Origin of the sequence: Trichocoleus sp. ST-U2 (genome assembly GCF_039961875.1) — a bacterium.
Classification (GTDB): Bacteria; Cyanobacteriota; Cyanobacteriia; order Cyanobacteriales; family FACHB-T130; genus FACHB-T130.
On sequence record NZ_JAMPJY010000023.1, the window covers coordinates 1 to 26925 of the forward strand.

Genomic DNA, 26925 nt, shown 5'->3' on the forward strand with positions numbered 1-26925 from the left:
CGCCCGTCTGAAGGCGCTCGGATTGAGGACTTTCAACTGTTGGTAGAGCATGAGCAGATTCAGTAACGCTTACCTACTTTTGGCTCATTTTCTTGATTCATGCAAGAGGTCTAATCAACTGCCGTTTGCTACGCTTAGCCATGCCTACACCCTCACGCTCAAAATCGCCACTACTCTAACCGATGGTGCGCTGTCAAAATCTACACGTAGGAGATGCGATAAATCGTATCTCTACAAGTCCGCTCTCGTCAGGCTTTGTCTGTCTAGCACCATTTAGCCTGAGTGCGATAAGAGCGATCGCGACAGCTCACTGATTCTCTGTTAGCTTGAAGTCATGCTGCTAACTGTTAATCTGTTGCGGCACTACCAACGTTGTAGTCGCCGGTCTTTTCTCGATTTATATGGAGATCCTACCCAGCAGGATTTTCAAAGTGATTTTCGCGCCAAATTGCAACAGGATCGGAATGTTCTCCAGCAAACCATTCTGGCGGGACAGACTTATCACAAACCCAATTATGCTTGGGGAGATTGGCACGCCGGTGCAAATGCCACGATTGCTTTGATGCAAGAAGGCGTTGAGCTAATTTACCGAGGCGTGCTTCTGAAGGAGGAAGAAGTAAGGATGGAGGATGAATCCTTCTTACACCTTCCGAAGACAGTAACGTTCGTCAGTTGTCCCGATTTTTTAGTGAAACAACCCGGACAATCAAACTTTGGCGATTGGATTTACGTTCCCAGTGACATTCATTTAGGTCGGCGTCCTAAGCTGGAATATCAAACGGTTGCAGCTTTTCACGCCCATCTGCTGGCATCTGTTCAGGGCGTTATGCCGGATACGGTTTGGCTGCAATTACGGGAAAAAAAGGCTTATGCAGTCAATTTGAGTAAATGGGTGCCGATGATGCAGGCACTTGTAGAGGAGTGTATCGAAATGCTCCTGTCTCGGCAAGAGCCAGAGGTGTTCATTACCCGTCAGCGGTGCAATCTTTGCCCTTGGTTAAATCACTGCTATGCGATCGCTCAAGAACAGCAACATCTCTCTTTGATTCCGGGTGTAACACCAAGTCGCTATCAGCATTTGCAGACGCTTGAACTGACGAGTCGGGAGTCTCTGGCAGGTGTCAGTCCGGCTTTTTTGGAGCCAGTTTTGGGAGAGGAAGTCGCGCAACAGCTAGTACAGCAAGCGCAATCAGTAGTGGAGAATCGGGCGATGCTTCTGGAGAAACCTTTTGCGATCGCTAAAACCACTAAAACAGCAGAATGGGTGATGGACAATCCATCTTCTCTCCTTTCACCTATCGAACTTTACTTTGATATTGAAGCAGAACCGTCGCTAGAACTGGATTATCTGCTGGGAGTTTTAGTGGTAGACCGTCAAGCTAATACAGAAACGTTTTATCCTTTCTTAGCAGAACAAGCCAGCGACGAAGAATTGGTTTGGCAGCAATTTTTAGATTTGGTTTGGACTTATCCTCAGGCTCCCATTTTCCATTTCTGCGACTACGAAATCCTGACGATGAAGCGGCTGGCTAAATGCTACAACACCCCGCTGGAGAGGCTACGTCCGGTGCTATCGCGCTTTGTGGATATCCACGAGTGGGTAACAGGGATGGTGACACTGCCCGTCGAAAGTTATGCTTTAAAAGCGATCGCGCATTGGTTGGGTTTTGAGTGGCGCGATGCGGGGGCGAATGGACAAGTGTGTATCTATTGGTACGACCAATGGTTAAAAACACGCGATCGCACTTTCCTCGACGCCATTCTGCGCTACAACGAGGATGATTGCCGCGCTACCCGTCACCTTAAAGACTGGCTGGTAGACTTTATGCAGGATGCGGCTCATTTGGATGCACGGGAGTAATCTTCCAGCACCAAATTTTTCCAATTCAACTCTCTTATAACCTTCTCTTAAAAAAATCTTATTTTTATGATGATACGGTGCTGGTGTAAATGGCTTAATTTAACACTGGCAATCATGAGCAAGATCGATAAAATTTTTACATCTTTCTGTTTTATTGGTGGATTAACCGCTACACTTCTGACAGCACATCCCGCTCAGGCATTCAAAATAACCGGCGTCGATTACTTAGGAAAATCCACTTTTCCGACTGGTTTTTCATTTCAGGGAACTGAATTGGGAGGGCTATCAGGAATTACTTACGATGCCAGTAAAGACGTTTATTACAGTATTTCTGATGACCGAAGTGAAAAGGCACCAGCTCGGTTTTATACCCTCAAAATTGATATTTCTCAGGGTTCTTTAAAGCAGGGTGGGGTGACGCCTGTAGATGTAACGACCTTGTTGAATATAAACAATCAACCTTTTGCTCCTTTAAGTCTCGACCCAGAAGGCATTGCCTTAACTAGCAAGGGAAGTCTATTTATCTCTTCTGAAGGAGATGCGAACCAATTAATTAATCCTTTCGTTAATGAATTTTCTTTGGCAGGTCAGCAACTTCAAACCCTGCCAGTTCCTCAGAAGTTTTTACCAACAGCGGCTAAAGATAGCGGGATTCGCAATAATTTAGCCTTTGAAAGCTTGACGCTTACCCCTGACCAAAAGTATTTGTTTACAGCTACAGAAAATGCCTTGGTTCAGGATGGTGCTGTCGCTGACATCAAGGTGGCAAGTCCTTCGCGAATCTTAAAATATAACCTCGTAACTGGGAAGCCGGAACAGGAATTTTTATACGTTACCGATCCAGTTGCCGCAGCACCCAATCCTGTTAATAGTTTCAAGACCAATGGTTTAGTAGATTTGTTAGCAGTGAATGAAGATACGTTCCTTAGCTTAGAACGGTCTTTTTCTACTGGAGTGGGGAACACAATCAAGCTGTTTGAGGTGTCTTTAGAAAAGGCAACCGATATTAGCAGTATTAACAGTCTCAGTGCAATCAACCTCAACACTATCAAACCAGCTCAGAAAAAACTGCTGCTTGATTTTGAGAAGTTAGGTGTGACGCTCGATAATATTGAAGGTTTGACTTTTGGCCCTGATTTGGCGGATGGGCGAAAGTCGCTGATTGTAGTTAGCGATAACAACTTTAGCCCGATTCAGTTTACCCAGGTACTCGCCTTTGGCATTGGCACCAAATCAGCGGCGCATCGTTCTGTCCCGGAACCTTCGGCACTCGCAGGCTTGGTATTTGCAGCACTTGTGAGCATTAAAGTCAAGCGCCACATTCATAGTTAATCCGGACAATATCGCGCTAAGATGCAAAGACGCCAAATGAAGCAACGTTTTAGCGTCTTTGCGCCTTGGCACGAGACCAAAAAAGCCGTGTCTACCCCACCACTCGCAAGGGAATGAAAAAAAGGGGTTGACAAATCCAACGAGACTCGACATAATCGTTAATGGCTCGGAAAACAAGGGACTGTAGTTCAATTGGTTAGAGCACCGCCCTGTCACGGCGGAAGTTGCGGGTTCGAGCCCCGTCAGTCCCGTAAAAAGTAGTAGAAAAGTTAGTAGGGGTTAGGTGTTGAAACCTGCCCCTACAATTATTAGCAGCTACAACTAGCAGCTACAACAAATATAGAAACCTTTTGAGAGAATCTGCTGTGACCGTTAGAGTTCGGATTGCACCAAGTCCTACTGGGAACTTACATATTGGGACGGCGAGAACCGCTGTATTTAACTGGCTGTTTGCTCGCCATCATGGCGGCGAGTTCATCCTGCGAATTGAAGACACCGATGAAGCGCGATCGCGCCCCGAATATACTCAAAACATCCTTGATGGTCTGAAATGGATGGGAATGACTTGGGATGAGGGGCCATTTTTTCAGTCCAAGCGCCTCGATCTCTACCGCAAAGCCATTCAAACTCTCGTAGAGAAGGGCTATGCTTATCGCTGCTACACCAGCGAAGCCGAACTAGATGAATTGCGGACAGCGCAAGCAGCAAGAAAAGAAGCTCCCCGTTATGACAACCGCCACCGGAACTTGACGCCAGAACAACAAGCGGCTTTTGAAGCCGAAGGGCGTCGTCCGGTGCTTCGCTTCAAAATTGATGATGACCGGGAGATCTCCTGGAACGATCTGGTACGCGGCAAAGTTAGCTGGAAAGCCAGCGACCTCGGCGGCGATATGGTGATTGCTCGTGCCTCAGACGATTCAGTGGGTCAGCCGCTGTACAATTTGGCAGTGGTGGTGGATGACATTGATATGCGGATCACCCATGTCATCCGGGGAGAAGACCATATTGCGAACACAGCTAAGCAAATTTTGCTCTACGAGGCACTGGGAAGTGCAATCCCGGAATTTGCCCATACGCCATTAATTTTGAACAAGGAAGGCAAAAAGCTCTCGAAGCGGGATGGCGTCACTTCCATTTCCGACTTCCAGCAAATGGGCTACACGCCTGAAGCCTTGGCGAATTACATGACATTGTTGGGATGGACGCCCCCAGATTCCACTAAGGAAATCTTTACTCTGCCAGAAGCGGCTCAACAGTTCGGCTTTGAGCGCGTCAATAAGGCAGGGGCAAAATTTGACTGGGATAAGCTGAATTGGCTTAACAGTCAGTATCTGCACAAGATGCCGATAGATGAGCTATTAAATCAGCTGATTCCCTACTGGCAGGCGGCTGAATACGAATTTGACCCGATCAGCGATCGCCCTTGGTTAGAGCAGTTAACCAGCCTGCTGAGTGCCAGCCTGACGCGCTTGCAGGATGCAGTCGAGATGAGCCAGATATTCTTTAGCCAGACCGTAGCCTACAGCGAAGAGGGACTGACTCAGTTGCAGCAGGACGGCACCGAAACCGCTTTGCAGGCGATTCTGGACGCCCTGGAAAATCATCAAACTTTGACAGCAGAGGGTGCCCAAGACATCATCAAACAGCTGACCAAGGAGAAGAATCTGAAGAAAGGATTAGTGATGCGAAGTTTCCGCGCAGCTCTAACCGGCGATTTGCATGGTCCTGATTTGATTCAATCTTGGTTGATCCTGAATCAGCGGGGTCTGGACAAGCTACGTTTACAGCAAGCCCTAGAAAAGTAAACTGAGATTCTTTCTTTTTCACTTTTGCAAGCCTTCTCAAGCTCGGCCTGAGAAGGCTTTTGGCTTCTTCTTTGGAACTTCTTGTGGGATACTATCGTCACTGCTACAACTAGAGCCGTTACATAATCGGTAACAAGGTGCCGTTTTTGGAAGTGAGGATGTACAAACCCGTACCCAATTTAGGGGAAAAATCGGTAGGAAAGTCCCTCTGGGCAGGCATCACAACCATAGCCCTGATGGCGGTAGGAGTGTTGAGCCTTTCGAGGGTGCAAGCCCAATCCGTACAATCCCCGCCCATATTCGAGAATGTCACCCTCGGTCCCCGGTTTTCGCCCGATCCGTTGACGATTCGGGGTATCAGTGGCGGCGAAATAGCGGCCCAAAAAATTGCAGGTCGCAGCGAAACCGCTACCGGGCCATGTGTTGGTTTTACGGACGATAAGCCCGATCACACTGTAGTTTTAACTTCGTTTTTCAACTTTCTATCCATCCAAGTGCAAAGCCCAGAAGACACTACCCTCGTGATTAAGGGACCTGGTGGCAGCTGGTGCAATGATGAGTATGAAGGCAAAAACCCTGGCATTGCTGGTCAGTGGCAGCCGGGAACTTACGGAATTTGGGTGGGATCTTACGATAAAAGTAAATTCAACCCCTACATTATCAAAATTACTGAAGTCAACTTACTCAATCCTGGCCCCTTCCGGCGTTAATTACTTGCTGCTTGCTACCAGCTGCCACCAGCACCGCCACCATCACTGCTGCCGCCGCCAAAATCGCTGCTACTGCTGCTACTGTCATAACTACAACTACTGCTGCTAGTATCGAAAGTGCTAGTGCTGCTGTTGGAAATCCAGCTAGTGCTAGAACGGCGAACGCTATTCCTCTGAGTGCTGCTAGGACGAGGAGGTAGGCGAGGAATTTTCGTCTCAATTTGCCGCTGATAAGAGCAACAGTGGCAATTGTGAGTAAACAGGCGTATCCCTTGGCTGTACTCTGTTGCCGATCGCGTAACCTGCGATGTGCATTGGACTGTCAATTCATGACAGGTGGGGCAAGTGCTAAATTGCCTTGAGTTCAGAATGTATGCACGGATGTGGATTCCCAGACTAGACGTTTGTTGGCAACCGTTGGGACATTGCCAGCCGATAAATTTGACGCTACCTAGGTTCTGAGCTGCTCGCTCAGGTTTCCTAAGATGGAATTGGAGTATATTCCAGTCCATTTGTTGCATCGGATATCGGCAATCAGCGCAATGGGTGGGGCGAGTTGAGCCGATTACTCGCGATCGCCCGGTTGGTTCGATGAAAACTGTATGGCGCGAGGGAGTTAGGCAAGGAAGCGTTTCCTTAACTTCCTCGTTATAGGAACAACAGTGGCATTCTTTGGCAACCAGTTGCTTACCTTCTCTATTCCATGTAGGTTGTTCCAAAATAGCTTTGATTGTCTGGGTGACGGTCAATTCCTGACAGGTGAGGCAAGTGTTAAATTGTTGTGAGTCCAGAATGTAGGCACAAATGTGAATTGTCTGTCCAGTTAGTTGCGGATAACACTTGAGACACTGCCAGCCTTCAAATCTGACGCTGCCTAACTTTTGCGCTACTTGCTCAGCTTGGCTGAGATAAGGCTGGAGTGCGATCGCATCCAGTTTTTGCATCCGCTTTTTGCAAGTAGCGCAATGCCAGGGATGAGTGTCGCCACTGTCACCTTCTATGCGCGCTCGCCCTGTCGGTTCGAGCAAAATTCCACTGCGAGGACGACGCACATAAGCAACTGTCCCTAGAATCAACACTAATACACCGCCAACACCCGCTAGTGGGTAAAGCACTCCTACAACGCTAGCAGTTGTAGTCGGAACGCTAGCAGGTGCAGCCGGAATGCTGACAGGTGGAGTCGGAACGCTAGCAGGTGTAGCCGGAATGCTGACAGGTGGAGTCGGAACGCCAGCAGGAGTTGGTGGTTGATAAGCGCTCAAGTCCATAACTAGTGCTTGCGTTCCCGCCAGGGTACCACCGTTAAAGTCGCCCTGCTTAAATCGCGGTGCGATCTCTTGTTGGATAATTTTGCTAACACGCGCATCGGGGAGAATCGACTCGATACGGTAACCCGTTTCGATTTCTACGCGACGTTCCCGCTGGGAAATCAGCAGCAGCACCCCGTTGTCCCGCCCTTTCTTGCCAATGCCCCAATAATTAAATAGCGACGTAGCGAACGCCTTGGGAGTAGCAGAAGGTGAAGTCTCTGGCACCGTCACTACCGCGATTTCACTGCTATTTTTTGCCTCTAAATCTGAGATGATCTGGTTGAGTTGTGCTTCCGTCGCCGGACTGAGCATATCTACCATGTCTGTCACCCAGCCACCATTGACTTGCCGGGGATTGGGAACTTCCTGAACGGTTAAAGCCTTGCTGACGACTGGAAAGGCAGCAACGGCGAAACTCGCAAAACCAGCAAGAGCAATTTGTTTGAGCATAAGCGATCGCAACTCAACAACTGTAATGGGTGCCATCACCTCTAGAATGTCTCAGGTGGATCGGCAATTCGGTTCACTCTTTTGCTCAGTTTTTGGCTCACTGTTCGGGGCGATGATGGGAAGGGTGTTGGTAGCATCCCCTGTGTTAGCATTGCCAACGCGATGGAGGCAGAGCCGAAAAGCTAAATTACAAGTAAATTACAAGCGCTGTAGAGTTAAAATTCAGGATAACGGTTGTGGCTTTTAAAATTGGATTACTGGGACTGGGGACAGTCGGCACGGGTACGGCACAAATTTTGCTAGATCCGCAAGGGCGTCATCCGCTGCTGCAAGAAATAGAAGTTTATCGGGTGGGAGTGCGATCGCTAGATAAGCCCCGACTCGTAGAAATGCCAGAAAGCTTGCTGACGACCGATTTGGAATCGATTGTCACCGACCCTCATGTAGACATTGTGGTGGAGGTGATGGGAGGCTTAGAACCCGCGCGATCGCTTATCCTCAAAGCGATCGCCAATGGTAAGCACGTTGTCACGGCAAACAAGGCGGTGATTTCTCGCTACGGTGATGAAATTTTTACGGCGGCGAATCAAGCAGGCGTCTATGTGATGCTAGAGGCAGCCGTTGGGGGCGGCATCCCGGTGATTCAACCCCTGAAGCAGGCGCTAAGTGTCAACCGGATTCATTCGGTGACTGGCATTGTCAATGGCACCACGAACTACATCCTCAGTCGGATGCAAACCGAGGGGGGTGAATTTAACGAGATTCTGGCAGATGCCCAGCAGTTGGGCTATGCAGAAGCCGATCCAACGGCTGATGTAGACGGTTTAGATGCTGCTGACAAGATGGCGATTTTGGCTTCCTTAGCGTTTGGGGGACGCATCAAGCTGCCAGAAATATACTGTGAGGGGATTTCTAAGGTCAGCGCCGCCGATATTGCCTATGCGGAAAAACTCGGCTTTACGATCAAATTATTAGCGATCGCTAAACAAGATTTACCGGCACCGGAGAAAGAAACTCCAGGCAGAGAAACGGGAAATTTGGCGTCTTTACAAGTTAGAGTTCATCCGACTCTCGTACCCAAAACTCACCCGCTTGCCAGTATTAGCGGCGTCTATAACGCAATTCTCGTAGAAGGCGAACCGATTGGGCAGGTAATGTTTTACGGACGTGGGGCGGGTTCCGGTCCCACTGCCAGCGCCGTTGTCTCGGATATTTTAAATATTGCTGCCATTTTGAAAAGTGGTGGAGATGCTGCCAAACTGCATCCACTATTAAGCTGTTCCCATCAAGATTACTGCGCGATCGCCCCGATGGAGGAGCTAGTTACGCGGTTTTACGCTCGTTTCTTGACACGGGATCGTCCGGGCGTTATTGGTAAGTTGGGCACCAGTTTCGGCAACCACCAGGTGAGTCTTGAATCTGTGGTGCAAACTGGCATCCACGGCGAACTTGCCGAAATTGTCGTCGTGACTCACGATGTCCGGGAAGGCAACTTTCGACAAGCCCTGGATGAAATTCGCACGTTAGATACGATAGACAGTATTCCCAGCATTTTGCGAGTTTTATGAGGAGACAAGTGGCGAAAGATGTAGAGAGGCGAATGAATACAGCTTCCCTAAAATACAGCGATCGCTCCTGTTTTATCCGCTTTGGTTTAAGCGCAGCGGTGCGTCAGCGCGGGGGTTGGGGGAATCTCAAATATGGCATCAAAAAAGCGAACGGATATTGCGATCGCATCTTAGAAATGTTAGGAAAAAAGCAAAAATTAGGTTTTTTCTTCCTCCTTCCGGTTTCTTTTTGCCTTTTTTCAGCGGTATTTTCAAAATCCTCTGTAGCTGAAGACATTCTCGCTGTACCTACCCTTTTATCGCCTCCTGCAACTGAGGGGAAGGGTGACAAGCAAATGTGCCCACCGCCAGTTTTAGAACGCTTGATTCGCCACAAAGTTGCCGCTGGTGAAACTTTAGAAAGTATTGCCAGCCAATACAATCTCATTCCTGCTACTTTGATCGGTTTCAATCCATCTTTACGGCAAGGCAAAGCACCCGCAGGGGCAGAAATTTTGATTCCGCCTTACAATGGCATTCGCGTCGAAGTTCCTGCTAGGAAAACTTGGCAAGATGTAGCCAAAAGCTACCGAATTCGTGCCGATGTACTCTATGAGGTAAACGGTTGCCAGAAAAATCCTAGAGTTGTATTTATCCCTGGAGTAAATTGGTCGCCTGCAAGTCTGGCTGGACGTAACAACCGGAAACTAGCCCATTATCCCTTACCCGCAACGACAGCGATCGCACTGGGTTATGGTTGGCAGCTAAATCCTCGAAGCAATCAAGTTGCTTTTCACAGCGGTATCGATCTGTTGGCAGAAGTCGGGACACCCGTGCTAGCAGTGGATAAGGGAACTGTAGCCTTTATTGGCGATCGCGGAGATTCTGGCAATTTAGTCGTTATTAATCATCCGGGAGGACGCCAAACCCGTTATGCTCACCTTGCAACCATTGATGTTAGTCGTGGTAAACAAGTTAGCCAGGGGGATGTCCTGGGAACAGTTGGTACCACAGGACTCCCTGACATAGATAAACCCCATCTGCATTTTGAGTTGCGCTACAACTCGAATTTAGGCTGGGTTGCACAAGATCCACAACCCTATCTTCAGCAAGTAACTGTTAATAGATAATCGGGAATCTGTGCTTGCAGCTAGTTTGACTCATCCCATTTCTGTTTTGACGCACTACATACAGCTCACCCTTTTTTTGAGGGTAGGGGATATTTAATGTAGAGCATCATCCAGAAAGATTGGTCTTAATTCGTCAGTAGGATTTTTTTATGCACAGAAGGCTAGGGAAAAGACTTAGTAATCGCAAAAACTTGTAGTTCCTCTGCGTAACTTTGCCCTTTCCCAGATTGCCCTTTGCGTTAAAAAATCATTACTCTTCTACTTGAAATATTCGTAAGCCCCAATGTCATGCTTTAGCCCTAGCGGACGGCTCGATCCTGCATAATCATTCGTGACTTGAGTAAGCGTAGTACCTCTTTCAATGGCTAGGGAACCAGGCTGAAGCTTGTAGTCAGTTGCCACTGTAGTTCCCGGATTTACCAGCAACGGGTTGGCAGTGATATCGCCGGTACCCACAGCAATACCAGCACTGCCACCATACCAAGAGTTATTCTGAAATGCCAATCCCGTTTTGGCTGGAATTTCTGTCATCGCGACACTGCCAGTTTGGGAGAAAATGTTGTTGGCAATCAGATTGTTTGTATGACCTGGATCGCTATGGATCAGGAGCATGGCTCGCGTCGCTTTGTAAAAGGTATTGTTGGCGATAACAAAGTTCTTCAACCCTCCGCCTCTGCCGTAATTTGAAAAATAGGCAAAGCCTGTAAGTCCCCCAATGACGATATTGTTGCGGATTTTAATGTTATTCACTGGGTTGGAAAAATCGTAGTATTCATTGGATGCCTGAATCCCACTCGCTGGTTTCCCGTCTCGGTAAAAGTTTGTGTTGTTGGTGGTGTAAATGTGGTTGCGCTCTACCGTGATGTCAGTAGCGTTGTCCAGGTATAGATTCACGCTGTAGTTGTCATACACCTTATTACCAGAAGCTACACCGCCCTTGGTCAAAATAAAGTCGATTCCCTCACCGTAGTTCTGATACACGTGGTTGTTGCTGATGGTGACGTTGCTTGCTCTGCCACTAGCGATCCCCTGATCCCAACCATCAGCAAGGGTACGGCTTTTATTCGCAAGGCAATTCATATAAACGGTGTTGCCGTCGATTCGGATGTTTGAGGCTGTGGTCATATCTTTGTCGTAACCAACAAAGATACCGTTCTTGTAGGAGTTGTAAACGGTGTTGTTGAGGATCTGGAGGTTGTTGCCGCCCCAGGACACAATGCCTGTAAATTTGGAGTTCTTTACTTCAAAGCCCTTGAAGATGTTGTATGCGCCAGCTAGATTCACGATGTTGGTGTTGCTTGGCGTTTTAGTGCCATCTAAAATTGCTTTCTCGCCTGGATAGGATTGGTAGCTAATCGGACTGCTGGCGGTGCCGATGCTGCCAATGTATTGTTCTTTCGTAAAGCTGTAGGTGCCTCCCCGGACGTATACTGTGTCGCCAGCCTTTGCCTTATAAGCTGCGTGGCTGATGGTGGCAAATGGGCTGTTCTGGCTTCCAGAATTACTATCACTACCATTCGTCGCAACGTAGTAGGTGGTAATAGCGAGTGCTGGTTTTGTTACTAGTCCGACGCTAACCGTCGAGGCACTAAAAATCAACAGCAGGCTCAATCCAGAAGAGTGTACTTTAGACATTTTTTACTTCGTTGGTAAACGACAAGAACGCTAGAGATGACCCTGCTGTGCAGTTTTAGGAAGCTTCATCAAAACTTCATAAAACTGGTCTGCTAAATCCTAGCCGTCGTTAATACCGATTGAGATCCGCGATATTACTGACATCTTTCGGAGAAAACGCTGAAATGCAGTAAAAACTTGCTTTATTTGTATGCTCGTCTTGTAGTCGCTACTTGCGTTTGCAAAAAAGTTACAAAGAAGCTATCAGTAGTACGGAAACTGTACTTTATATAACAAATATATATAAGCAATCGCAAGCTAGCTAGAACAAGGTCTAACCCCAAGGATTATGGTGCTTGTAGCGTTTTTATTGTCCGTAATTTAAGGATTATTGCCAATAACCTTAACTTATGCCTGGATTTTAGGGCGAGTACCTTACGCTGACAATGAGCGCATCCTATGCACTCACAAGGTTTTGAAACTTTGCCACCAAGTTTGACAGCGTTAGCGATCGCTAACGCACCCTAGCTAACAAAAAGCCCCCTGCAATCAGGGGGCTTTTAACCGAAGTGCTTTTTATGACTAAGTATTTACTAACTCTGACTGCATCTCAGGCTGGGCTGGTTCTTCCTCAGTGATGCCGTAAATGGAGTTGTACAGTTTGACATACTCCTTCGCGGATGTGTCCCAACTGAAGTCCATCTGCATACCCCGCTTCTGCAACTCCTGCCATTGCGGTTTGAAGCGGAAAGCTTCCCATGCCCGAACCATACAGGTGTAAAGGTCTAGGGGTTCATAACGGTCGAAGGAGTACCCCGTACCAGCGTGGTTCACTGGGTCGTGGAAAGAAACGGTATCGACTAAGCCACCTGTGCGACGGACAATCGGCACGCAGCCGTAACGCATCGCCAGCATTTGGCTAATGCCGCAAGGCTCAAAGCGGCTAGGCATGAGGAAAGCATCGCTACCCGCATAGATGCGTCTGGAGAGAGCATCGTTATAGAGTAAGTAGTTTGCCATGCGACCAGGGTAGCGGGAAGCCATTTGCCACATCTGGGTTTCGTAATAGCGATCGCCTGTACCCAGCAGGACAAACTGAGCATCGGTATACGCCATAAAGCGATCGAGCATTTGAATCACAAGATCGATGCCTTTCTGCTCCACCAGTCGCGTTACCATGCCAATCACAAAGGCATTTTTGTTAACTTCTAAGCCGACTTCTTCTTGCAGTGCAATTTTGTTGGCTTGACGTTTCTCAAGAGTATCAATTGTGAAGGTCTGAGTAATGTATTTGTCAGTGGCGGGGTCGTAAACCTCCGTATCGATGCCGTTAACAATACCGGATAACTTTCCGCTAATGAAAGACAGCAAACCTTCCAACGTTTCGCCATAGGCGGGGGTTTGAATTTGTTGGGCGTAGGTGGGGGAAACGGTGTTCACCTTGTTTGCAAACTGCACCGCTGCTGCCATTGTGTTGTGTCCTTGCATATACCAAGGACACCAAGTAATTTTCTCTAAATACCAACGCCAAGGCCCTTGATAAGCCAGATTATGAATCGTGAAGACGGTGGTAATATCGGGATCTTGGTTCATCCACACCGGAATCATCCCAGTGTGCCAGTCGTGGCAGTGGATAATTTGCGGCTTCCAGTAATTCCAGCAAAACTCTGCTGCACCGTTAGCAAACAGCGTGAACCGCCAGTCTTCATCGTCCCCAGAATAGATGCGACGTGGCATGAAAGCCGGATGACCAAATAGGTACAGTGGCACATCGGTTCCAGGTAGAACGGTTTCATAAACTGAGAACGACTGGAACATGGCAGAACCCGACCAAACAGGGTCTTTGGGAATCTCCATTTTGTCGGGCAGCATACCGTAGTAAGGCATGAAGATTCGCACATCATGCCCCATTTTTCGCAGAATTTTTGGTAAGGCACCAACGACATCACCCATCCCACCCACTTTGGCGATGGGCGCTGCTTCAGCTGCAACAAACAGAATTCGCATTATTGCTGGCGTTTCCTGAAATATTTTGGTTACATCATACCGAGTCAGGGGATCGCCTACCCGATTTTGGAGTTTGATTTTGGATTAATGACCGCGTCCGACTTCGGTAAAAATCTCTTCTAAAATTGCCGAAGCTCCCTGTTCCCGTAACCGATGGGCAAGCTGAATTCCGATTTGTTCGGCATCGCTGGCAGCACCGCTAACGGTGTCTTTAATCATCCGCTTGCCGTCTAAACTGGCAACCATGCCCGTCAAGGTGAGTGTATCGCCGTCAATCTGAGTATTCACCCCGATTGGCACCTGGCAGCCACCTTCTAGGTTCCGTAAAAAGGCTCTTTCGGCGTAGCAGCGTTGAGCAGTGGGTTGATGCTCTAGTACCTTGAGTAACTCCAAAATTTCGGTGTCACCAGCACGGCATTCGATGCCTAAAGCACCTTGTCCGACGGCATGGAGGGATACTTCAGGGGCAATCACTTGATGAATGCGATCGCTCATTCCCAGGCGGTGCAATCCTGCTACTGCCAAAATAATTCCGTCGTATTCACCTGTATCTAGTTTTGCCAGTCGGGTGTTTAGGTTGCCCCGAATATCTTTAAAGGATAGGTGAGGATAGTGGTGGCGCAGCTGTGCCAGTCGCCGCAGGGAAGAGGTTCCAATTACAGCCCCTTCTGGCAGGGTTTCCAGTTGCTTATCTTTGTGCTTTTCATGCACGACAAGGGCGTCTGCCGGATTTTCCCGTTCGCTAACGCATCCTAAAACCAATCCCTCTGGCAAGTTGGTGGGCAAATCCTTCAGGGAATGCACGGCAAAGTCTGTCTCTTGGTTGAGCATTCCCAGTTCGAGTTCTTTCGTAAAGAGTCCCTTATCGCCAATCTTGGCTAAGGCAACATCTAGAATTTTGTCCCCTTGAGTCGCCATCGTGTGGACTTCAAAGGTACATTCGGGAAAGTGTTTCTGGAGTTGTTCTTGCACCCAGTAAGTCTGGACGAGTGCGAGTTGGCTTTTGCGAGAACCGATGCGGATAGTACGAGCCGGACTAGAAACTGTAGGAGACATAAAGCGATCGCCTGAACACAGCAAATAAAGTCACCTGTTCTAGACTACCGCAGCCGTGGCTGTAATAAGCCTGGAGTTTGATGCCAACGCTCTCAAGATAGGTTAAGTAATATAAATTCTCCCGTGTGCTGGAAGCAAGGCAGTCATCGTTGATGGATGTTTATCAGCGACAGCATCATGGATAGAGCGGTCGCCTTCTTCAAGAGTCATCGAATTTACAGGCTACAAGCCATTGCCAATCAAGATAAACGGTGCCCAATAATAAGGGTGGCTAAGCCGAGCGATCGCATCCGGTGATGAAGTATTGCCAATACGTTCGATGACAATGCCCCCGCGCTTTTGAGCCAAAGCTGTATAGTCGCTAGTAATCAGAGCAATTTGTGCCTGACGCAGGGCTTCAGCTTTTGTAGTGTTGCCCTTTTTGAGAGTTGCATAGAAGGCATTCATTAAGGCTTGAGTCCCGCCATCATCGACTGTCCAAAGAGATGCGATCGCAGCCCTTGCCCCTGCTCTCTGCATCTGGTAGCCTAAGCCGAGAATCTCTTCACCATTCCCCAGTTTTCCGCCCAATCCGGTTTCACAGGCAGAAAGAACTACCAAATCGACGTTTTTGAGGCTCCATTTTTGGATATCTCGGAGGGTAATACGTTCTCCATTTCCAAAGAGAATAAAAGAATCATCCGGTTTCCCTACGACAAACGCGGCATGAGTCGCTAGATGCACGACGGTGTAGTCGTCCATTTTGGGAACGGTGACTTGGGGAGTGAAAGCTTTATCGATGAATTGGGTTGTAGCCGGAACAGTCTTGGCTAAATTCTCCACCTCAACTCCAGCAAAGGGCAATCCCGAAAAGTCAAAGAATTCTCCGCCAACAGTAAAGCTGTAACGTCCCGTGGCAAAGGCCCCTGCTAAGACTTGCATTTGCCGTTGCGGTTGGGTGTTGAGTTCAGTGAGGGAAGCGGCGGTAATATTATTGATGCGGTAGCGTTGGACTAACCATTGATTGCCGTCGTACAAAGCGGCTAGGGGAACGTAACGCAGCTGAGCATCGGGGGCGTAGATAATCGTTTTGGCGTCTGCGGCTTTGAGTTCTGCTTCTAGGGGTTGAATCAGCCAGTTGTAGAGTTGTTGTGCGGGGGTTTTGGCGTCGGATGTGGGGTTTTGCAAAGCACTGCGAAATGCTGCAATTGTCTCGTTGAGTTGTTTTTTGGGAACAGAGACCATGCGGCGAATGGGGGGAGAGTCGGGCGTGGTGAGGATGAGTTCGATGCGATCGTCGAGAATTAAGGGGTAGAGGAGGACTGCTTTCTGTTGCAGATTCTTGAGGTTATCTTGTAAGGCGTTAAAGTCTCCCATCCGCAACAGCAAATCCTGAGATAAAGTTGCGGGACTTCGCTGTGTTACCAGTGCTAGGACTTCGGGACTCTTGGTGAAGTTGTTGAAATCTTCGACAATTGTTTCTTGAGCTTTCACCAGTTGGGCGATACGCTCCTCTTGTGCAGGAGTGAGCGTGCCGTTTTTTTGTTTGAGCTGTCGCAGTTGGGTGAGTTCTTTGCCAATTTCCACCGCTTTGCTGAGAATCGTCTGATAACTTGTCCATGTCTGTTGTTCAGGTGGGAGATTTGGCAATCCTTGAGCAGTATTGTTAGTGCCGCGAATGTTACGAAGGTAATCTTCAAGTTCTTGGACTTTGAGCAGGTCGAGAACTCGTTGCGCTTCGAGGACTCGGTCTTGTTTGAGGAGGAGGTCAGCGAGAGTGCGGTAGGTGCGTGCAACAGTTTCTGTATACGATTGCTGTTGCTCTTTTGGCAGTACTCGTAAATCTTGACGAACTGCCTCAGTAACATTGACGGATTGCTTGTAAAAGACAATCGCTAACTCTGGCTGGTTCTGTTTCTCTAGCGAGTAACCAATATTGCTGAGGGCTGTTCCTTCCCCTGCCTTGTCGCCGACTTGTTTGGCAATGGTTAAAGCTTGCTGGTAGAACTCCAAGGCTTTGGGGTACTGTTCTAAACTTTGATAAACAAAGCCAATATTGCTGAAAGTTCTCCCTTCCCCCGTCTTGTTGCTGACTTCTTTGGCAATGGCTAAAGCTTGCTGATAGAATTCCAGCGCTTTGGCATACTTTCCCAGGCTTTGATAAACTTTTCCAATGTCGTTGAGAGTCTCCCCTTTCGCTACTTTGTTGCGAACTTGTTGATGAAGGATTACAGCTTTTTGATAGCACTCTAGAGCTTTGGCATACTGTCCTAGGCTTTGATAAACTTGCCCAATATTGCCGAGAGTTACCCCTTGCGCTGCTTTATTACGAACTTGTTGGTGAATGGTTACAGCTTGCTGATAGAACTCTAGAGCTTTGGCATACTGTCCTAAATTCTGATAAAATTCTCCAATATTGCCCAGAGCATACCCAATCTCCCCATTATCACCAACTTCTTTAGCTATTGATAAGGTTTGCTGAAAGAACTCCAGCGCTTTAGCATACTCTCCCAAACTTTGGTAAACAAACCCAATATTACCAAGAGTTATCCCTTGCGCCATCTCGTTACCAACTTGTTGGTGAATAGCTAAAGCTTGCTGATAGAAATCCAGCGCTTTGTCATACTGTCCCAGAAATTTGTAAACTAACCCCATATAGTTGAGAGTTGCCCCTTCGAGTGAAAGCCTCTCGTTTGCTCTCACGATAGTTAAAACCTGTCGAAACGTCTCTAGCGCTTCTAAAAACTGACTTTTATTGAACTGCCGAACACCTTCTTGGTACAGTCGCAGGGCTTCAGCTTTTCTGTCTTGGGTCGTTTGCGCCTGAACTACTAGGGGTTCAAACTTCAAGGTAAGCGGTAAAAGGGGAGATGTCAGCGAAAGCAGTAAAGTAGCAGTGGCAAGGCTGAGAGATTTGAGACAGTAGTGCATTGGCAAATTCTCCAGCAGCTGATTTATAGATTTGGTCGCTCCATCATCTATATCTTTATCTGAACCGGAGTTATGCAAAAATCTAATTGGTCGCTAAGGGCCTTGCAGAATAGCGTTGGAATAGAGCGATCGCATTCCTCGCGGATTTCATTTCAGTAGTGCGATCGCATTCTCGCTTTACTTATCGGCGTTGCTTAGATATTGCTCTAATTGTGCTGTACGTTGTTGTGTTACCGCTGCAAGGCAATTACTGTAAACCATCGGTTCCATTGTTCCGCCTGCAAATTCAGTTCTTTCATAAGTACAACTAGCATCTCTAAACTTGATCCAAGCTTGCTGCGCTGAAATTAATTTCTGTCGCCGCGAACTTTGCAATCTTGGTAGGAGTTGTTTGTATATCTGGTTCAACTTTTTATCTGCATTTTGGTAATCTATTCCAGCGCAAGCATTTATTTCTCCTTGCGTCTGAGGATTGTTGCAGTTAGGTCGTTGAGCTAGGCGGATTCCCGATACATCTGGTGTTGCGTTTGCATTTGTCACCGCCGCAGTACCTAAACTGAGCAAAGCTGCCACACCTACAATTGCGGGTAATAACTTATTCATGGTCAAATCTTGAATTCTGTGTAGCCAATAACATAGCAAAAAGGTCATAGCAACAAAGTGAAATGCGATCGCTCTTGATGAGCATCGGCTAGCATTGGCAAATGACGACTCCTGTTAGACCTATTAATCTATTTGAGTACGAAAGGCTAGCCAACCAGCACCTCTCTCAGATGGCGCTGGATTACTACGCTAGCGGTGCTTGGGACGAAATCACGCTGCGGGATAATCGAGCAGCCTTTGAACGCTACAAACTCCGTCCTCGGATGCTGGTAGATGTCAGCCAGCGAGATTTAAGTACCACGATCCTTGGTCAATCTCTACAACTGCCCATTCTCATCGCGCCGATGGCGTTTCAGTGTTTGGCGCATCCAGACGGTGAAATTGCTACTGCCAAAGCTGCGGCAAAAATGGGGACCGCGATGGTATTGAGTACCTTAGCAACCAAAAGTATAGAAGAAGTTGCCAGCGTCGGGAATCAGACACCGCAGTGGTTTCAGTTGTATGTACATCGCGATCGCGCCCTTACCCGTGCTTTGGTAGAACGCGCCTATGCTGCCGGTTTCCAAGCGCTGTGTCTGACAGTTGATGCGCCTCTGCTGGGTAAGCGAGAGCGAGATACGCGAAATCAGTTTGTTTTGCCATCGGGGATGGAACTGGCTAATTTAGCGACGTTGACAGATTTAGAGATTTCCTATAAACCCGGCGAATCGGGTTTATTTGCCTATTTTTTAGAGCAGCTAAACCCAGCGCTAACTTGGAAGGATTTGGAATGGGTGCAATCTCTGTCGCCTTTGCCCTTGGTGGTAAAAGGGATTTTGCGGGGAGATGATGCGCTTCGGGCGGTGGAACATGGAGCCAAAGCGGTGATTGTTTCTAATCACGGGGGCAGACAATTGGATGGAGCGATCGCTACGATTGATGCTCTGAGTGAGGTGGTTGCGGCTGTGGGGGACACCGCAGAAGTTCTGGTGGATGGCGGTATCCGTCGCGGCACTGATGTCCTCAAAGCCCTGGCATTAGGGGCAAAAGCCGTATTATTGGGACGCCCGGTGTTGTGGGGATTAGCAGTAGGGGGAGAGGCGGGTGTCCGACACGTACTGGAACTTTTGCGAGATGAACTTGATTTAGCGATCGCTTTGAGTGGCTGCGCTAAGTTACAAGACATTGATCCCAGTTTAGTGGTGCGGTTGTAGGAATCGTTGGTATTGCGCTTGCTGATGAGAAGATGCGATCGCGCCTTTAAGACGGTAAATTCGCTGTATGTGACTAGGATCACGCAGTCCTGGAAATACGATCACATTTTCTCCGGCATGTCAATCACCTAATGTTAGATAAAAACTATTCATATTAGTAGTATCAGAATCTTATGCGCTAATTTATCTGCTGTGGGGGGGAGTTTGAGATGCTGGAAAAACTAATGGTAGCCGCGACTCTAACATTCTCTCTCAATGTATTTTTGGGACATAGCTGGTCAACTGCCCCTCAAATGGCATCAGAACTCAACTTGCAAGAAACCGCATCGCAAATTATCAGCCTCTTACCTCGCCCAAATACTCACACTCCAGAGAATGGCAGCGGTTCTAATTCTGTACGATAAAGCTTGATGTTTTCCCGAATGGTTTATGCTGGGGAAAATAGAGAGCTACCGCTGCACAACTCGATATGAAACCCCAAATCGCCGCAACAGCAGCACTGCTGACGACACTTTCCCTTGCTGCTCCTGCAAAAGCTGAAAACGTCGAACATACTAGACAGTTATTGGCTACTAAACAATGTTCGCAGTGCGACCTCAGTGGTGCGGGTCTAGCTTTAGCTGACTTATCAGGAGCTAATCTCACTGGCGCTGATTTGAGCCGTGCTAATCTCAGTCGTGCCAACTTGAGTGGAGCCGACCTCAGAGGTGCAAATCTGAGCGGGACTTCTCTATTTGGGGTCAATCTGAGCGGTGCAAACTTGACAGGTGCGAACCTGGCAGGCGCTGACCTAAGAGAAACTTTTCTTGTTAATGCAAATTTGGCGGGTGCTAACATCAATGGTGCTAACTTGCAGGCGGCTATTGGTATCCCTAGCTACGCAGCCACGCCTGAAGATTTCTACGCTTGGGGTGTAGCAGAGGGCCAAAAAGGAGACCAACAAGGCGCAATCGATCATTTCAACCAATCGCTGGCTCTGAAGCCCAACTTTGCTCCCGCATACCTAGCGAGGGGAGTGGCGCGTTATCAAATGGGCGATCGCTCCGGAGCCGTTCTGGATTCTCAGAAAGCTTCCGAACTCTTTACCATCCAGGGAAATATTCAAGGCTATCAGACTAGCCAAGTTTTCATTAAAGAGCTGACAACACCTTTGCAGGAAGCGGGTAGCAGCGGCGGAAATTTGGCGAATTTCCTAGGAGGTATTGGTAGCTTACTACTCCGACTGCTTTTTTAATTCTGCTAGGGTGGGTTAAACTACCTGCCCAGTATTACGAGTCAGTTTATGACGATATCCCGCGATCTGTGGCAGGAAAATCAAGATTTAGTGCAAGCCTGCCTCAAGCATCCTTTTGTCCAAGGCATTGCCGACGGCACGCTACACCAGGAGCGATTTGCTTACTATGTGGGGCAAGACGCCTTTTTCTTAGAAGCTTTTGCCCGTGCCTATAGCATTGCTGCGGCTAAAGCTCCCGACACGCAGGGATTTAATACGTTTCATTCCCTAGCTGGGGGCGTTTTAGATGAACTTTCCCTTCATCAAGGCTATGCAGATGAGTGGGGAGTCAACCTGCAAGTAGTAGAACCGGGAGCTGCTACACGCCGCTACACCGACTTTTTATTAGCAACAGCTTGGAGTTCGGAGGTTGGTCTAATTGCTGTGGCAATGGCACCCTGTATGCGTCTGTATGCTTTCTTAGGTCAGCAGATGGCTCAGAGTGGAATAAAAGACCATCAATACACTAACTGGATTCGCACTTATAGCAGTGAGGAATTTGAGCAACTGGCTCAGAAATTAGAAAATCTGGCTGAGCGTTATGCCTGTACCACAGCATCTTTGAAATCAACTTACCGCTATGCGATGTTGTGCGAACGAGACTTTTTTCAAGCTGCCTGGGAGGCTATTGATTTAAAAATCTAGATTTCAATTGATAGCAATTCTCGATTTGATACAGTACGGTTTAACCCTATCTCTGTGTCTTCCCGCTCACCCAGAAGGCTTTAATATTCTCTCCCCTCTCCGTGAAGGTCGAGGGGTTGGGGGCGAGGTTCTGAGTTGAAAAGCAGTGCGGGTTAAGAAGATGTTTCTAAATATTATTGCAGAATTCTATTTTTATCCCTTGATTTTATCTTTGATTTGCTGCCACAAGCTTTTTTTCTTCTGAGTGAATGCTACTTGAGCTGGTTTAGGTTCATTCAGATAACGATAGTGTTCCCAAATATCCCAATACGAACCACCTGGCTCTAAACGGACGCCCGCCCAGTGTACAAACTTCAGAGGTTGGTTAACTTTTGGATCGACTAATTTATAGCCTTCCTGCTTAAAATGCGGGCTTCCTGCCCAATTTCCAGGCCCCTTCCCGTTTTCTCGAACAATATTAAATCGTCGAGGCATTCGCTTTAATACGAGATAATTAAGAATCGTTTGGTCGGAGTTCAAGACATAAAAATATTCAGGATGAGATGCACAAAACTCAAAAGTATCTTGCAAGTCTTGTTGAGTAATTAGGTTTTTCTTTGAACCCCAGAAACCACTATTGAAAACATCTTTCAATTCGTCTTCAGTGAAGATTTCTGTGATTTTGGGTGTAAAAACTTGTTTAATGCCTCCTGTGTATTGATAATCACAGCAGATAAAATCATTGTTTGCAAGATAATTAAGATTTTCTATGATTTTTTCAAATACAACAATATCAGTATCAATATATAGAAATTCATCGAAAGGGCCAAACCAACAGGCTAACTTGCGAAGCAAGTTGGGTCTATCTAAAAGGTTGTCACCACAGGTCTGCTTGACTAAATCATCTATCTTTTCTAATAACTGTAAATCTTCGTATATTTTTACCCCATGAGACTTAGTAATAATATCAGCGATCGCTTGATACTGATTGTTATAGGGAATCATCACAATCGGACTATCAGCATCATAAGAACGAATGCTATTCAATAGCGCGATCGCATTATCAATTACGCGATCGTTAGCAAGAATATAGATACCACGACTCATTCAAATATCCTCAACTGGTGAATCCAATTTTCTTTAAAACTCTTTTGGCTAAACTTGGAGCCTGATTGTAAGGTGTCGGTTTGGTTGTAAACTTGGGACGCTTCTCTGGTTCGTGAAGATAGCGATAATACAAGAAAATATCCCGATAGGGAAAATCAATATTTTCTCCCTCACTAATCCGAGAAAACAATTTTGATGACAGCCCAATATAGTGTAGATAGGTTAGTCGTTTGCCTCGATCGTACAGAATATTATCCCTAGCTTCAAAATGGGGAGAAGTAACCGCGTTTCCAGTCTTTTTGTCGTCAGGTAAATGCAGCGCCAAGTTATAAACTGGAATCTCGCCTCTCATCGTCATATAGTTAAGAACTGATTGGTTAGGCGCTGGCATAAATAAAATTTCTGCCTCGCCTTCCTCTAGCTTGGATACTAACCAATCTCTTTGTTCCTGGGGGAATAACCCTCGCTTCCCGGCGTACATTCCGGCACAAAATATCTCTGTACTAAGCCGGTTTTTATCAACAACTTCTAATAATTTTGGTGACTGGAGATTAAAGATATGATTGGGGGATTTGTACTGAAAATCATAAACCACAAAATCATTCTCATTTAATTTATCAAAGATAATTTTTAAGGAATCCATGACTACGATATCGGCATCTAAGTAGATAAACCTTTCAAAAGGGCTATCCGCATCAAAGGCGCAGTATCGCCGATTCATGCCTATACGATTAACACCGGGTATTCCTTGTTCTTGCCAAGTCTTTAAAGCAGTTGGATGAGCTGCCCATACCCGTTTAGAAAAATCTTCCCAACGAGCAAACAAGTTAACATCATCCAGCAAGGTTACATTTTCCCGATTAGCGATTTCCGCGCGAACTCGATCTACTCGATTATCATAGGCAATAACGCAGACTGGGATTTCTTTACCGACATTGGCTTCTATGCTATTTAATAGAGCAACGAGTTGGTCGTAGACTACATCATTCGCTAGTGTATAGATGCCGTCTGTCATATAAAAATCCTCAGCAGGTTAATTTGAATAATACATTAAAATCTTTTTAGGAGCTTCCTGATGTCTAAAACACAAAGGCACAATTAATGTCAATTGCTAGCTGTTCACTGTGGATTTTGGTAGCGCGAACCGATCTGCCGTTCATGATGCACACCATTCCTCATCTAGTGAAGATGAGTAAATTCAAGTTTAGCGAACGGGTGTTGGCTGTAGATACGGCACCGCTAACGGGGGACAAAGTCGGGCGTCCAGGCATCGGTACTCTAGAACAGTTACGGGAGCGCTGCGATCGCTTGCTGCGCGATGGTGTGGTAGATAAAGTAGTCGATATTGACTACTCCGGAGCCTATCACGACCGAGTATATCGCAAACATTTTGGCAGCCGCATCCGGTATACACATAACTATAAGGGCTATCCCATTTTGGGCACGATTTTTCACATTGAAGAAGCCCAAGGTGACTATATGCTTCACTATGACAGCGATATGCTGCTCCATCAGCAACCCGATTATAGCTGGGTAGAAGAAGGGATGAAGTTGCTGCAACAACACCCGGAAGTGATGGCAATCAGACCGCTGACTGGGCCACCGACAGAGGATGGTAATATGTATCAACGGGTGCCCTATGAGCGGAACCCGCATGGTTTCTACACATTTAAGTTTTTCAGCAGTCGCATTTACTTAATTGACAAGAAGCGTTTCGACAAGTTACTTCCATTACCAGTGCTGTGGCGTCCTTATCGGCAAAAGATTGCCAATCGGTTGCCAGTGAGGTTACAAACGATATTGAACAATATCGCTGGTAAAGGGGCTTTGGATTCTTGGGAAGTGATGGTATCGAACCAACTGGAGGCGACGCAGTATGTCCGAGGGGTTCTCGATTCTCCGAAAGCCTGGACGGTTCATCCAAAAGACCGGGGTTCAGAATTTATCGAAGCTTTACCTAAAATAATCGAGAAGGTTGAAACAGGGTGGTATCCTCCGGAACAAGCCGGTCATTATGACCTTCAGTTGAAACATTGGCTTTAAGGTAGGGTTTGAAGACTTCCGGTATTGTTTTATTTCTCAACGCTCCGCTAGTAACCTATGCTCATCTCCAACCCCTCATGGCTGAAAAGTTACCGCCGATTTATTTTTATCTTCCCGAATCAGACTGGCCGGATATAAATATATCGGTGAATCCTGGTACTTACCAAGAAGTTTATAAAAGTGGCAAATCTACTGGCGCATACAACTGGATCTTTCAAACCTATCTTCGCCTGAAAGCTAATAGTTTTCCCTGCGAAGTAGCAGGGAAAATGCCTACTGAAGGCATTGTTGTGGCGTGGACCAGTAATGTAACACCTGAGCTGCAACCAGGATCAAAACTCCTATTGGTTGTTGTTTGTGGAGATAAAGCAAAACATCCCTACGCGCAGCTTCATGTTGTACAAAATCGCCAGGAAATGCTCTACCCACACGTACACATTGGGGATAAATATTTGGTTCCTGGAGAAAAATATTTCATCCCTCATTGGCCTCATCCAGACTTGATTCCACGAGTTCCGGCACGAGGAGATCGTTTTGAGAATATAGCTTATCTGGGTCGTAAAGAAAATTTGGTATCTGAGCTGAGGCAGCAGTCGTGGCAAGAACAGATGAATGCTTTGGGATTGCGTTTCCAGGTGGTGAGAAGTCCAGTTCTTTGGAACGACTACAGTCAAATTGATGCAATTGTAGCGATACGCAGCTTTAATCGCAAAAATGACTACTACTGGAAACCGGCGTCCAAGCTCTACAACGCCTGGATTGCTGGTGTACCAGCGATTCTGGGACGCGAGTCTGCTTACCGAAACGAACGCAAAAGCGAACTCGATTATCTAGAGGCAACTTCGCTTGATGAAGTAATGCTGGCACTGAAACGCCTTCGCGATGACAAGGAATTGCGTCGAGCGATGATTGAAAATGGTAAGCTCCGTGCGGAAGAACTACAACCCGATCAACTTGTGACACAGTGGCGCACCTTTTTAACAGACATAGCAATTCCAGCTTACGAACGCTGGTGTACGGCTTCAAATTCGACCAGGAAAGTATTTTTAACGCGCCGTGACTTAGCCATGCAAACAAAGGGAGTTCGCATTCGCCTAAGCAACCTCTTACACAAAATCAGAACTACTTAGTATTTGCCTGAAATTAACAGTTTTTGCCAATTCCTTGAATCACGGATGGTTTCTATATACTCTTATGACTGACAAGCTACCACCAATTTATTTTTACATTCCCCAAAGCGATTGGCCCGGTGACATACCGGAAACTATTGATACTTACTGGCAATGGCTGGATGCCAAGCGCGGAATGTACAACTGGACATTGCAAACTTATCTGCGCCTCAAAGCTGATAATTTTCCCTGCGAGCTCATAGGAATCATGCCGACAGAGGGAATTGTTGTGGCGCATTGGGACTTTCTTCCACAAAACCTACAACCAGGACCAAAGGTGCTGATTGTTTGCATTCAGGCAGACCGAGCGCAACATTCCTATGCACAGATTCATATTGTGCAAAATCCGCAAGAGGAAATGCTAGTGCGTTCGGTGAAGCTTTGGGAAAGCTACTTTATGCCGTACTGGCCTCAGCCGGGGTTAATTCCCCGCAATCCTTCACGAGGCGATCGCTTTGAGAATGTTGCCTATGTGGGTCGTGAAGAGAATTTAGCACGGGAATTGAGGGAGCCGGAGTGGCAGGAACAACTCAAGGATTTAGGTTTGCAGTGGGAAATCGTCAATAGTCGCGATCGCTGGAGCGATTACAGTGAAATCGACGCGATTCTAGCCGTTCGCAATTTTAACCGTCATGGCGATTACAGTTGGAAACCAGCAACCAAGTTATATAACGCATGGCACGCTGGTGTACCCGCAATTATGGGTACTGATTCGGCATTCCGATCTGAGCGCAAGAGCAAACTAGACTATTTGGAAGTAGCTTCTCTTGAGGATGCGATCGCTGCTCTCAAACGCTTGCGCGATGACAAAGAATTGCGTCTTGCCATGATTGAAAATGGTCGAGTCCGCGCGGAGGAAACAAAGGCAGAAAAATTGGTGGAACGGTGGCGTAGCTTCTTGACAGATATCGCAGTTCCAGAATACGAGAATTGGTGTAAGGGTTCCTATTTGACAAGGCAAGCATTTTTAATGCGCCGGACTCTGGCTATCCAAACAAAAGGTATTCGCAGCCAAGTCCGCCGTGTAAAGGGGCAAATCACAGGTCCTTTGAAATCCCTTGTGTCTCAATCTAGAACTTCTTCATCTAAGTGGTGAGACAACAGAGCGAACGCCTAGACTGTTGCATTTGGAAGAAGGCTTAGGAAGTTGAAGAATAACGTAGCGGCAGGATATTTATCAT

The 26925-nt window shown here is 47.1% G+C and carries 21 protein-coding genes and 1 tRNA gene; 14 read left to right on the forward strand and 8 right to left on the reverse strand.

Translation table 11 applies throughout. The features are described 5' to 3' along the window. Positions 1–334 precede the first annotated feature (334 nt). The 5 genes from NC996_RS16050 to NC996_RS16070 all read left to right on the forward strand — a co-directional run bounded on the left by NC996_RS16050 (position 335) and on the right by NC996_RS16070 (position 5708). Positions 335–1861, forward strand: a complete 1527-nt coding sequence (locus tag NC996_RS16050) for a TM0106 family RecB-like putative nuclease (protein ID WP_190685988.1) — start codon at positions 335–337, stop codon at positions 1859–1861. Between the two features lie 114 nt (positions 1862–1975). Continuing rightward, positions 1976–3193: an esterase-like activity of phytase family protein gene (locus tag NC996_RS16055; RefSeq protein ID WP_190685991.1), complete on the forward strand. Its 1218-nt coding sequence runs from the start codon at positions 1976–1978 to the stop codon at positions 3191–3193. A gap of 177 nt (positions 3194–3370) precedes the next feature. Continuing rightward, positions 3371–3444, forward strand: a tRNA-Asp gene (locus tag NC996_RS16060). Between the two features lie 114 nt (positions 3445–3558). Continuing rightward, on the forward strand, positions 3559–4998 hold the full coding sequence (gene gltX / locus NC996_RS16065; protein WP_190685994.1) for a glutamate--tRNA ligase: 1440 nt from the start codon (positions 3559–3561) through the stop codon (positions 4996–4998). A 236-nt stretch (positions 4999–5234) separates the two neighbouring features. Continuing rightward, positions 5235–5708: a hypothetical protein gene (locus NC996_RS16070; protein WP_242030517.1), complete on the forward strand. Its 474-nt coding sequence runs from the start codon at positions 5235–5237 to the stop codon at positions 5706–5708. Between the two features lie 14 nt (positions 5709–5722). Here the strand turns inward: NC996_RS16070 and NC996_RS16075 are convergent, their stop codons facing one another. Further along, a complete protein-coding gene (locus NC996_RS16075) occupies positions 5723–7504 on the reverse strand; it encodes a TPM domain-containing protein (protein ID WP_199303104.1) in 1782 nt (593 codons plus the stop codon). A 200-nt stretch (positions 7505–7704) separates the two neighbouring features. Here NC996_RS16075 and NC996_RS16080 point away from each other — a divergent pair, with 200 nt between their 5' ends. Together NC996_RS16080 and NC996_RS16085 are read left to right on the forward strand one after the other, a co-directional pair. Continuing rightward, positions 7705–9036, forward strand: coding sequence for a homoserine dehydrogenase (locus tag NC996_RS16080; RefSeq protein WP_190685998.1), 1332 nt, complete (start codon positions 7705–7707; stop codon positions 9034–9036). A 32-nt stretch (positions 9037–9068) separates the two neighbouring features. Then, the gene (locus tag NC996_RS16085) at positions 9069–10145 is read left to right on the forward strand and encodes a M23 family metallopeptidase (protein ID WP_242037553.1); all 1077 of its coding nucleotides are present in this window, start codon (positions 9069–9071) and stop codon (positions 10143–10145) included. A 258-nt stretch (positions 10146–10403) separates the two neighbouring features. On the opposite strand, the gene NC996_RS16090 is transcribed toward NC996_RS16085, so the two are convergent. The 5 genes from NC996_RS16090 to NC996_RS16110 form a co-directional block, all read right to left on the reverse strand. After that, positions 10404–11780, reverse strand: a complete 1377-nt coding sequence (locus tag NC996_RS16090; RefSeq protein WP_190527266.1) for a right-handed parallel beta-helix repeat-containing protein — start codon at positions 11778–11780, stop codon at positions 10404–10406. 561 nt (positions 11781–12341) lie between these two features. Continuing rightward, positions 12342–13766, reverse strand: a complete 1425-nt coding sequence (glgA, locus tag NC996_RS16095) for a glycogen synthase GlgA (RefSeq protein WP_190411276.1) — start codon at positions 13764–13766, stop codon at positions 12342–12344. Positions 13767–13850: 84 nt separating this feature from the next. Beyond that, a complete protein-coding gene (gene hemC, locus NC996_RS16100; protein ID WP_190411275.1) occupies positions 13851–14822 on the reverse strand; it encodes a hydroxymethylbilane synthase in 972 nt (323 codons plus the stop codon). A 222-nt stretch (positions 14823–15044) separates the two neighbouring features. Next, complete coding sequence (locus tag NC996_RS16105; RefSeq protein ID WP_190686001.1) at positions 15045–17732, reverse strand: tetratricopeptide repeat protein; 2688 nt, start codon at positions 17730–17732, stop codon at positions 15045–15047. Between the two features lie 177 nt (positions 17733–17909). Next, on the reverse strand, positions 17910–18335 hold the full coding sequence (locus tag NC996_RS16110) for a lysozyme inhibitor LprI family protein (RefSeq protein ID WP_190686004.1): 426 nt from the start codon (positions 18333–18335) through the stop codon (positions 17910–17912). A 101-nt stretch (positions 18336–18436) separates the two neighbouring features. On the opposite strand from NC996_RS16110, the gene NC996_RS16115 reads away from it, so the two are divergent. From NC996_RS16115 to NC996_RS16130, 4 genes are all read left to right on the forward strand, one after another. Beyond that, positions 18437–19528, forward strand: a complete 1092-nt coding sequence (locus NC996_RS16115) for an alpha-hydroxy acid oxidase (RefSeq protein ID WP_190686007.1) — start codon at positions 18437–18439, stop codon at positions 19526–19528. A 209-nt stretch (positions 19529–19737) separates the two neighbouring features. Beyond that, entirely contained in the window at positions 19738–19932 is a 195-nt protein-coding gene (locus tag NC996_RS16120; RefSeq protein WP_190411270.1) for a hypothetical protein, read from the forward strand. Between the two features lie 65 nt (positions 19933–19997). Continuing rightward, positions 19998–20762, forward strand: a complete 765-nt coding sequence (locus NC996_RS16125) for a pentapeptide repeat-containing protein (protein WP_190527256.1) — start codon at positions 19998–20000, stop codon at positions 20760–20762. Between the two features lie 48 nt (positions 20763–20810). Then, a complete protein-coding gene (locus NC996_RS16130; protein ID WP_190686010.1) occupies positions 20811–21446 on the forward strand; it encodes a TenA family protein in 636 nt (211 codons plus the stop codon). Positions 21447–21638: 192 nt separating this feature from the next. On the opposite strand, the gene NC996_RS16135 is transcribed toward NC996_RS16130, so the two are convergent. Further along, the gene (locus NC996_RS16135; protein WP_190686013.1) at positions 21639–22532 is read right to left on the reverse strand and encodes an Npun_R2821/Npun_R2822 family protein; all 894 of its coding nucleotides are present in this window, start codon (positions 22530–22532) and stop codon (positions 21639–21641) included. Positions 22533–22542: 10 nt separating this feature from the next. Next, a complete protein-coding gene (locus tag NC996_RS16140; RefSeq protein WP_190675443.1) occupies positions 22543–23547 on the reverse strand; it encodes an Npun_R2821/Npun_R2822 family protein in 1005 nt (334 codons plus the stop codon). A gap of 86 nt (positions 23548–23633) precedes the next feature. Between NC996_RS16140 and NC996_RS16145 the strand changes: the two genes are divergently transcribed. From NC996_RS16145 to NC996_RS16155, 3 genes are all read left to right on the forward strand, one after another. Continuing rightward, positions 23634–24575, forward strand: coding sequence for a glycosyltransferase family A protein (locus tag NC996_RS16145; protein WP_190686016.1), 942 nt, complete (start codon positions 23634–23636; stop codon positions 24573–24575). Positions 24576–24583: 8 nt separating this feature from the next. After that, positions 24584–25705 (forward strand): hypothetical protein, encoded by a 1122-nt coding sequence (locus tag NC996_RS16150; RefSeq protein ID WP_242037556.1) that lies wholly within the window; start codon positions 24584–24586, stop codon positions 25703–25705. A 64-nt stretch (positions 25706–25769) separates the two neighbouring features. Then, positions 25770–26840 (forward strand): hypothetical protein, encoded by a 1071-nt coding sequence (locus NC996_RS16155; RefSeq protein ID WP_190686018.1) that lies wholly within the window; start codon positions 25770–25772, stop codon positions 26838–26840. The last annotated feature ends 85 nt before the right edge of the window (positions 26841–26925 follow it).

Excerpts from the sequence above, each read along its gene's own strand:
- NC996_RS16050 (WP_190685988.1), top strand. The coding sequence starts at position 335 with ATGCTGCTAACTGTTAATCTGTTGCGGCACTACCAACGTTGTAGTCGC.
- NC996_RS16055 (WP_190685991.1), top strand. The coding sequence starts at position 1,976 with ATGAGCAAGATCGATAAAATTTTTACATCTTTCTGTTTTATTGGTGGA.
- NC996_RS16070 (WP_242030517.1), top strand. The coding sequence starts at position 5,235 with ATGGCGGTAGGAGTGTTGAGCCTTTCGAGGGTGCAAGCCCAATCCGTA.
- NC996_RS16075 (WP_199303104.1), bottom strand. The coding sequence starts at position 7,504 with ATGGCACCCATTACAGTTGTTGAGTTGCGATCGCTTATGCTCAAACAA.
- NC996_RS16085 (WP_242037553.1), top strand. The coding sequence starts at position 9,069 with ATGAATACAGCTTCCCTAAAATACAGCGATCGCTCCTGTTTTATCCGC.
- NC996_RS16090 (WP_190527266.1), bottom strand. The coding sequence starts at position 11,780 with ATGTCTAAAGTACACTCTTCTGGATTGAGCCTGCTGTTGATTTTTAGT.
- glgA (WP_190411276.1), bottom strand. The coding sequence starts at position 13,766 with ATGCGAATTCTGTTTGTTGCAGCTGAAGCAGCGCCCATCGCCAAAGTG.
- hemC (WP_190411275.1), bottom strand. The coding sequence starts at position 14,822 with ATGTCTCCTACAGTTTCTAGTCCGGCTCGTACTATCCGCATCGGTTCT.
- NC996_RS16105 (WP_190686001.1), bottom strand. The coding sequence starts at position 17,732 with ATGCACTACTGTCTCAAATCTCTCAGCCTTGCCACTGCTACTTTACTG.
- NC996_RS16110 (WP_190686004.1), bottom strand. The coding sequence starts at position 18,335 with ATGAATAAGTTATTACCCGCAATTGTAGGTGTGGCAGCTTTGCTCAGT.
- NC996_RS16115 (WP_190686007.1), top strand. The coding sequence starts at position 18,437 with ATGACGACTCCTGTTAGACCTATTAATCTATTTGAGTACGAAAGGCTA.
- NC996_RS16120 (WP_190411270.1), top strand. The coding sequence starts at position 19,738 with ATGCTGGAAAAACTAATGGTAGCCGCGACTCTAACATTCTCTCTCAAT.
- NC996_RS16125 (WP_190527256.1), top strand. The coding sequence starts at position 19,998 with ATGAAACCCCAAATCGCCGCAACAGCAGCACTGCTGACGACACTTTCC.
- NC996_RS16130 (WP_190686010.1), top strand. The coding sequence starts at position 20,811 with ATGACGATATCCCGCGATCTGTGGCAGGAAAATCAAGATTTAGTGCAA.
- NC996_RS16135 (WP_190686013.1), bottom strand. The coding sequence starts at position 22,532 with ATGAGTCGTGGTATCTATATTCTTGCTAACGATCGCGTAATTGATAAT.
- NC996_RS16140 (WP_190675443.1), bottom strand. The coding sequence starts at position 23,547 with ATGACAGACGGCATCTATACACTAGCGAATGATGTAGTCTACGACCAA.
- NC996_RS16145 (WP_190686016.1), top strand. The coding sequence starts at position 23,634 with ATGTCAATTGCTAGCTGTTCACTGTGGATTTTGGTAGCGCGAACCGAT.
- NC996_RS16155 (WP_190686018.1), top strand. The coding sequence starts at position 25,770 with ATGACTGACAAGCTACCACCAATTTATTTTTACATTCCCCAAAGCGAT.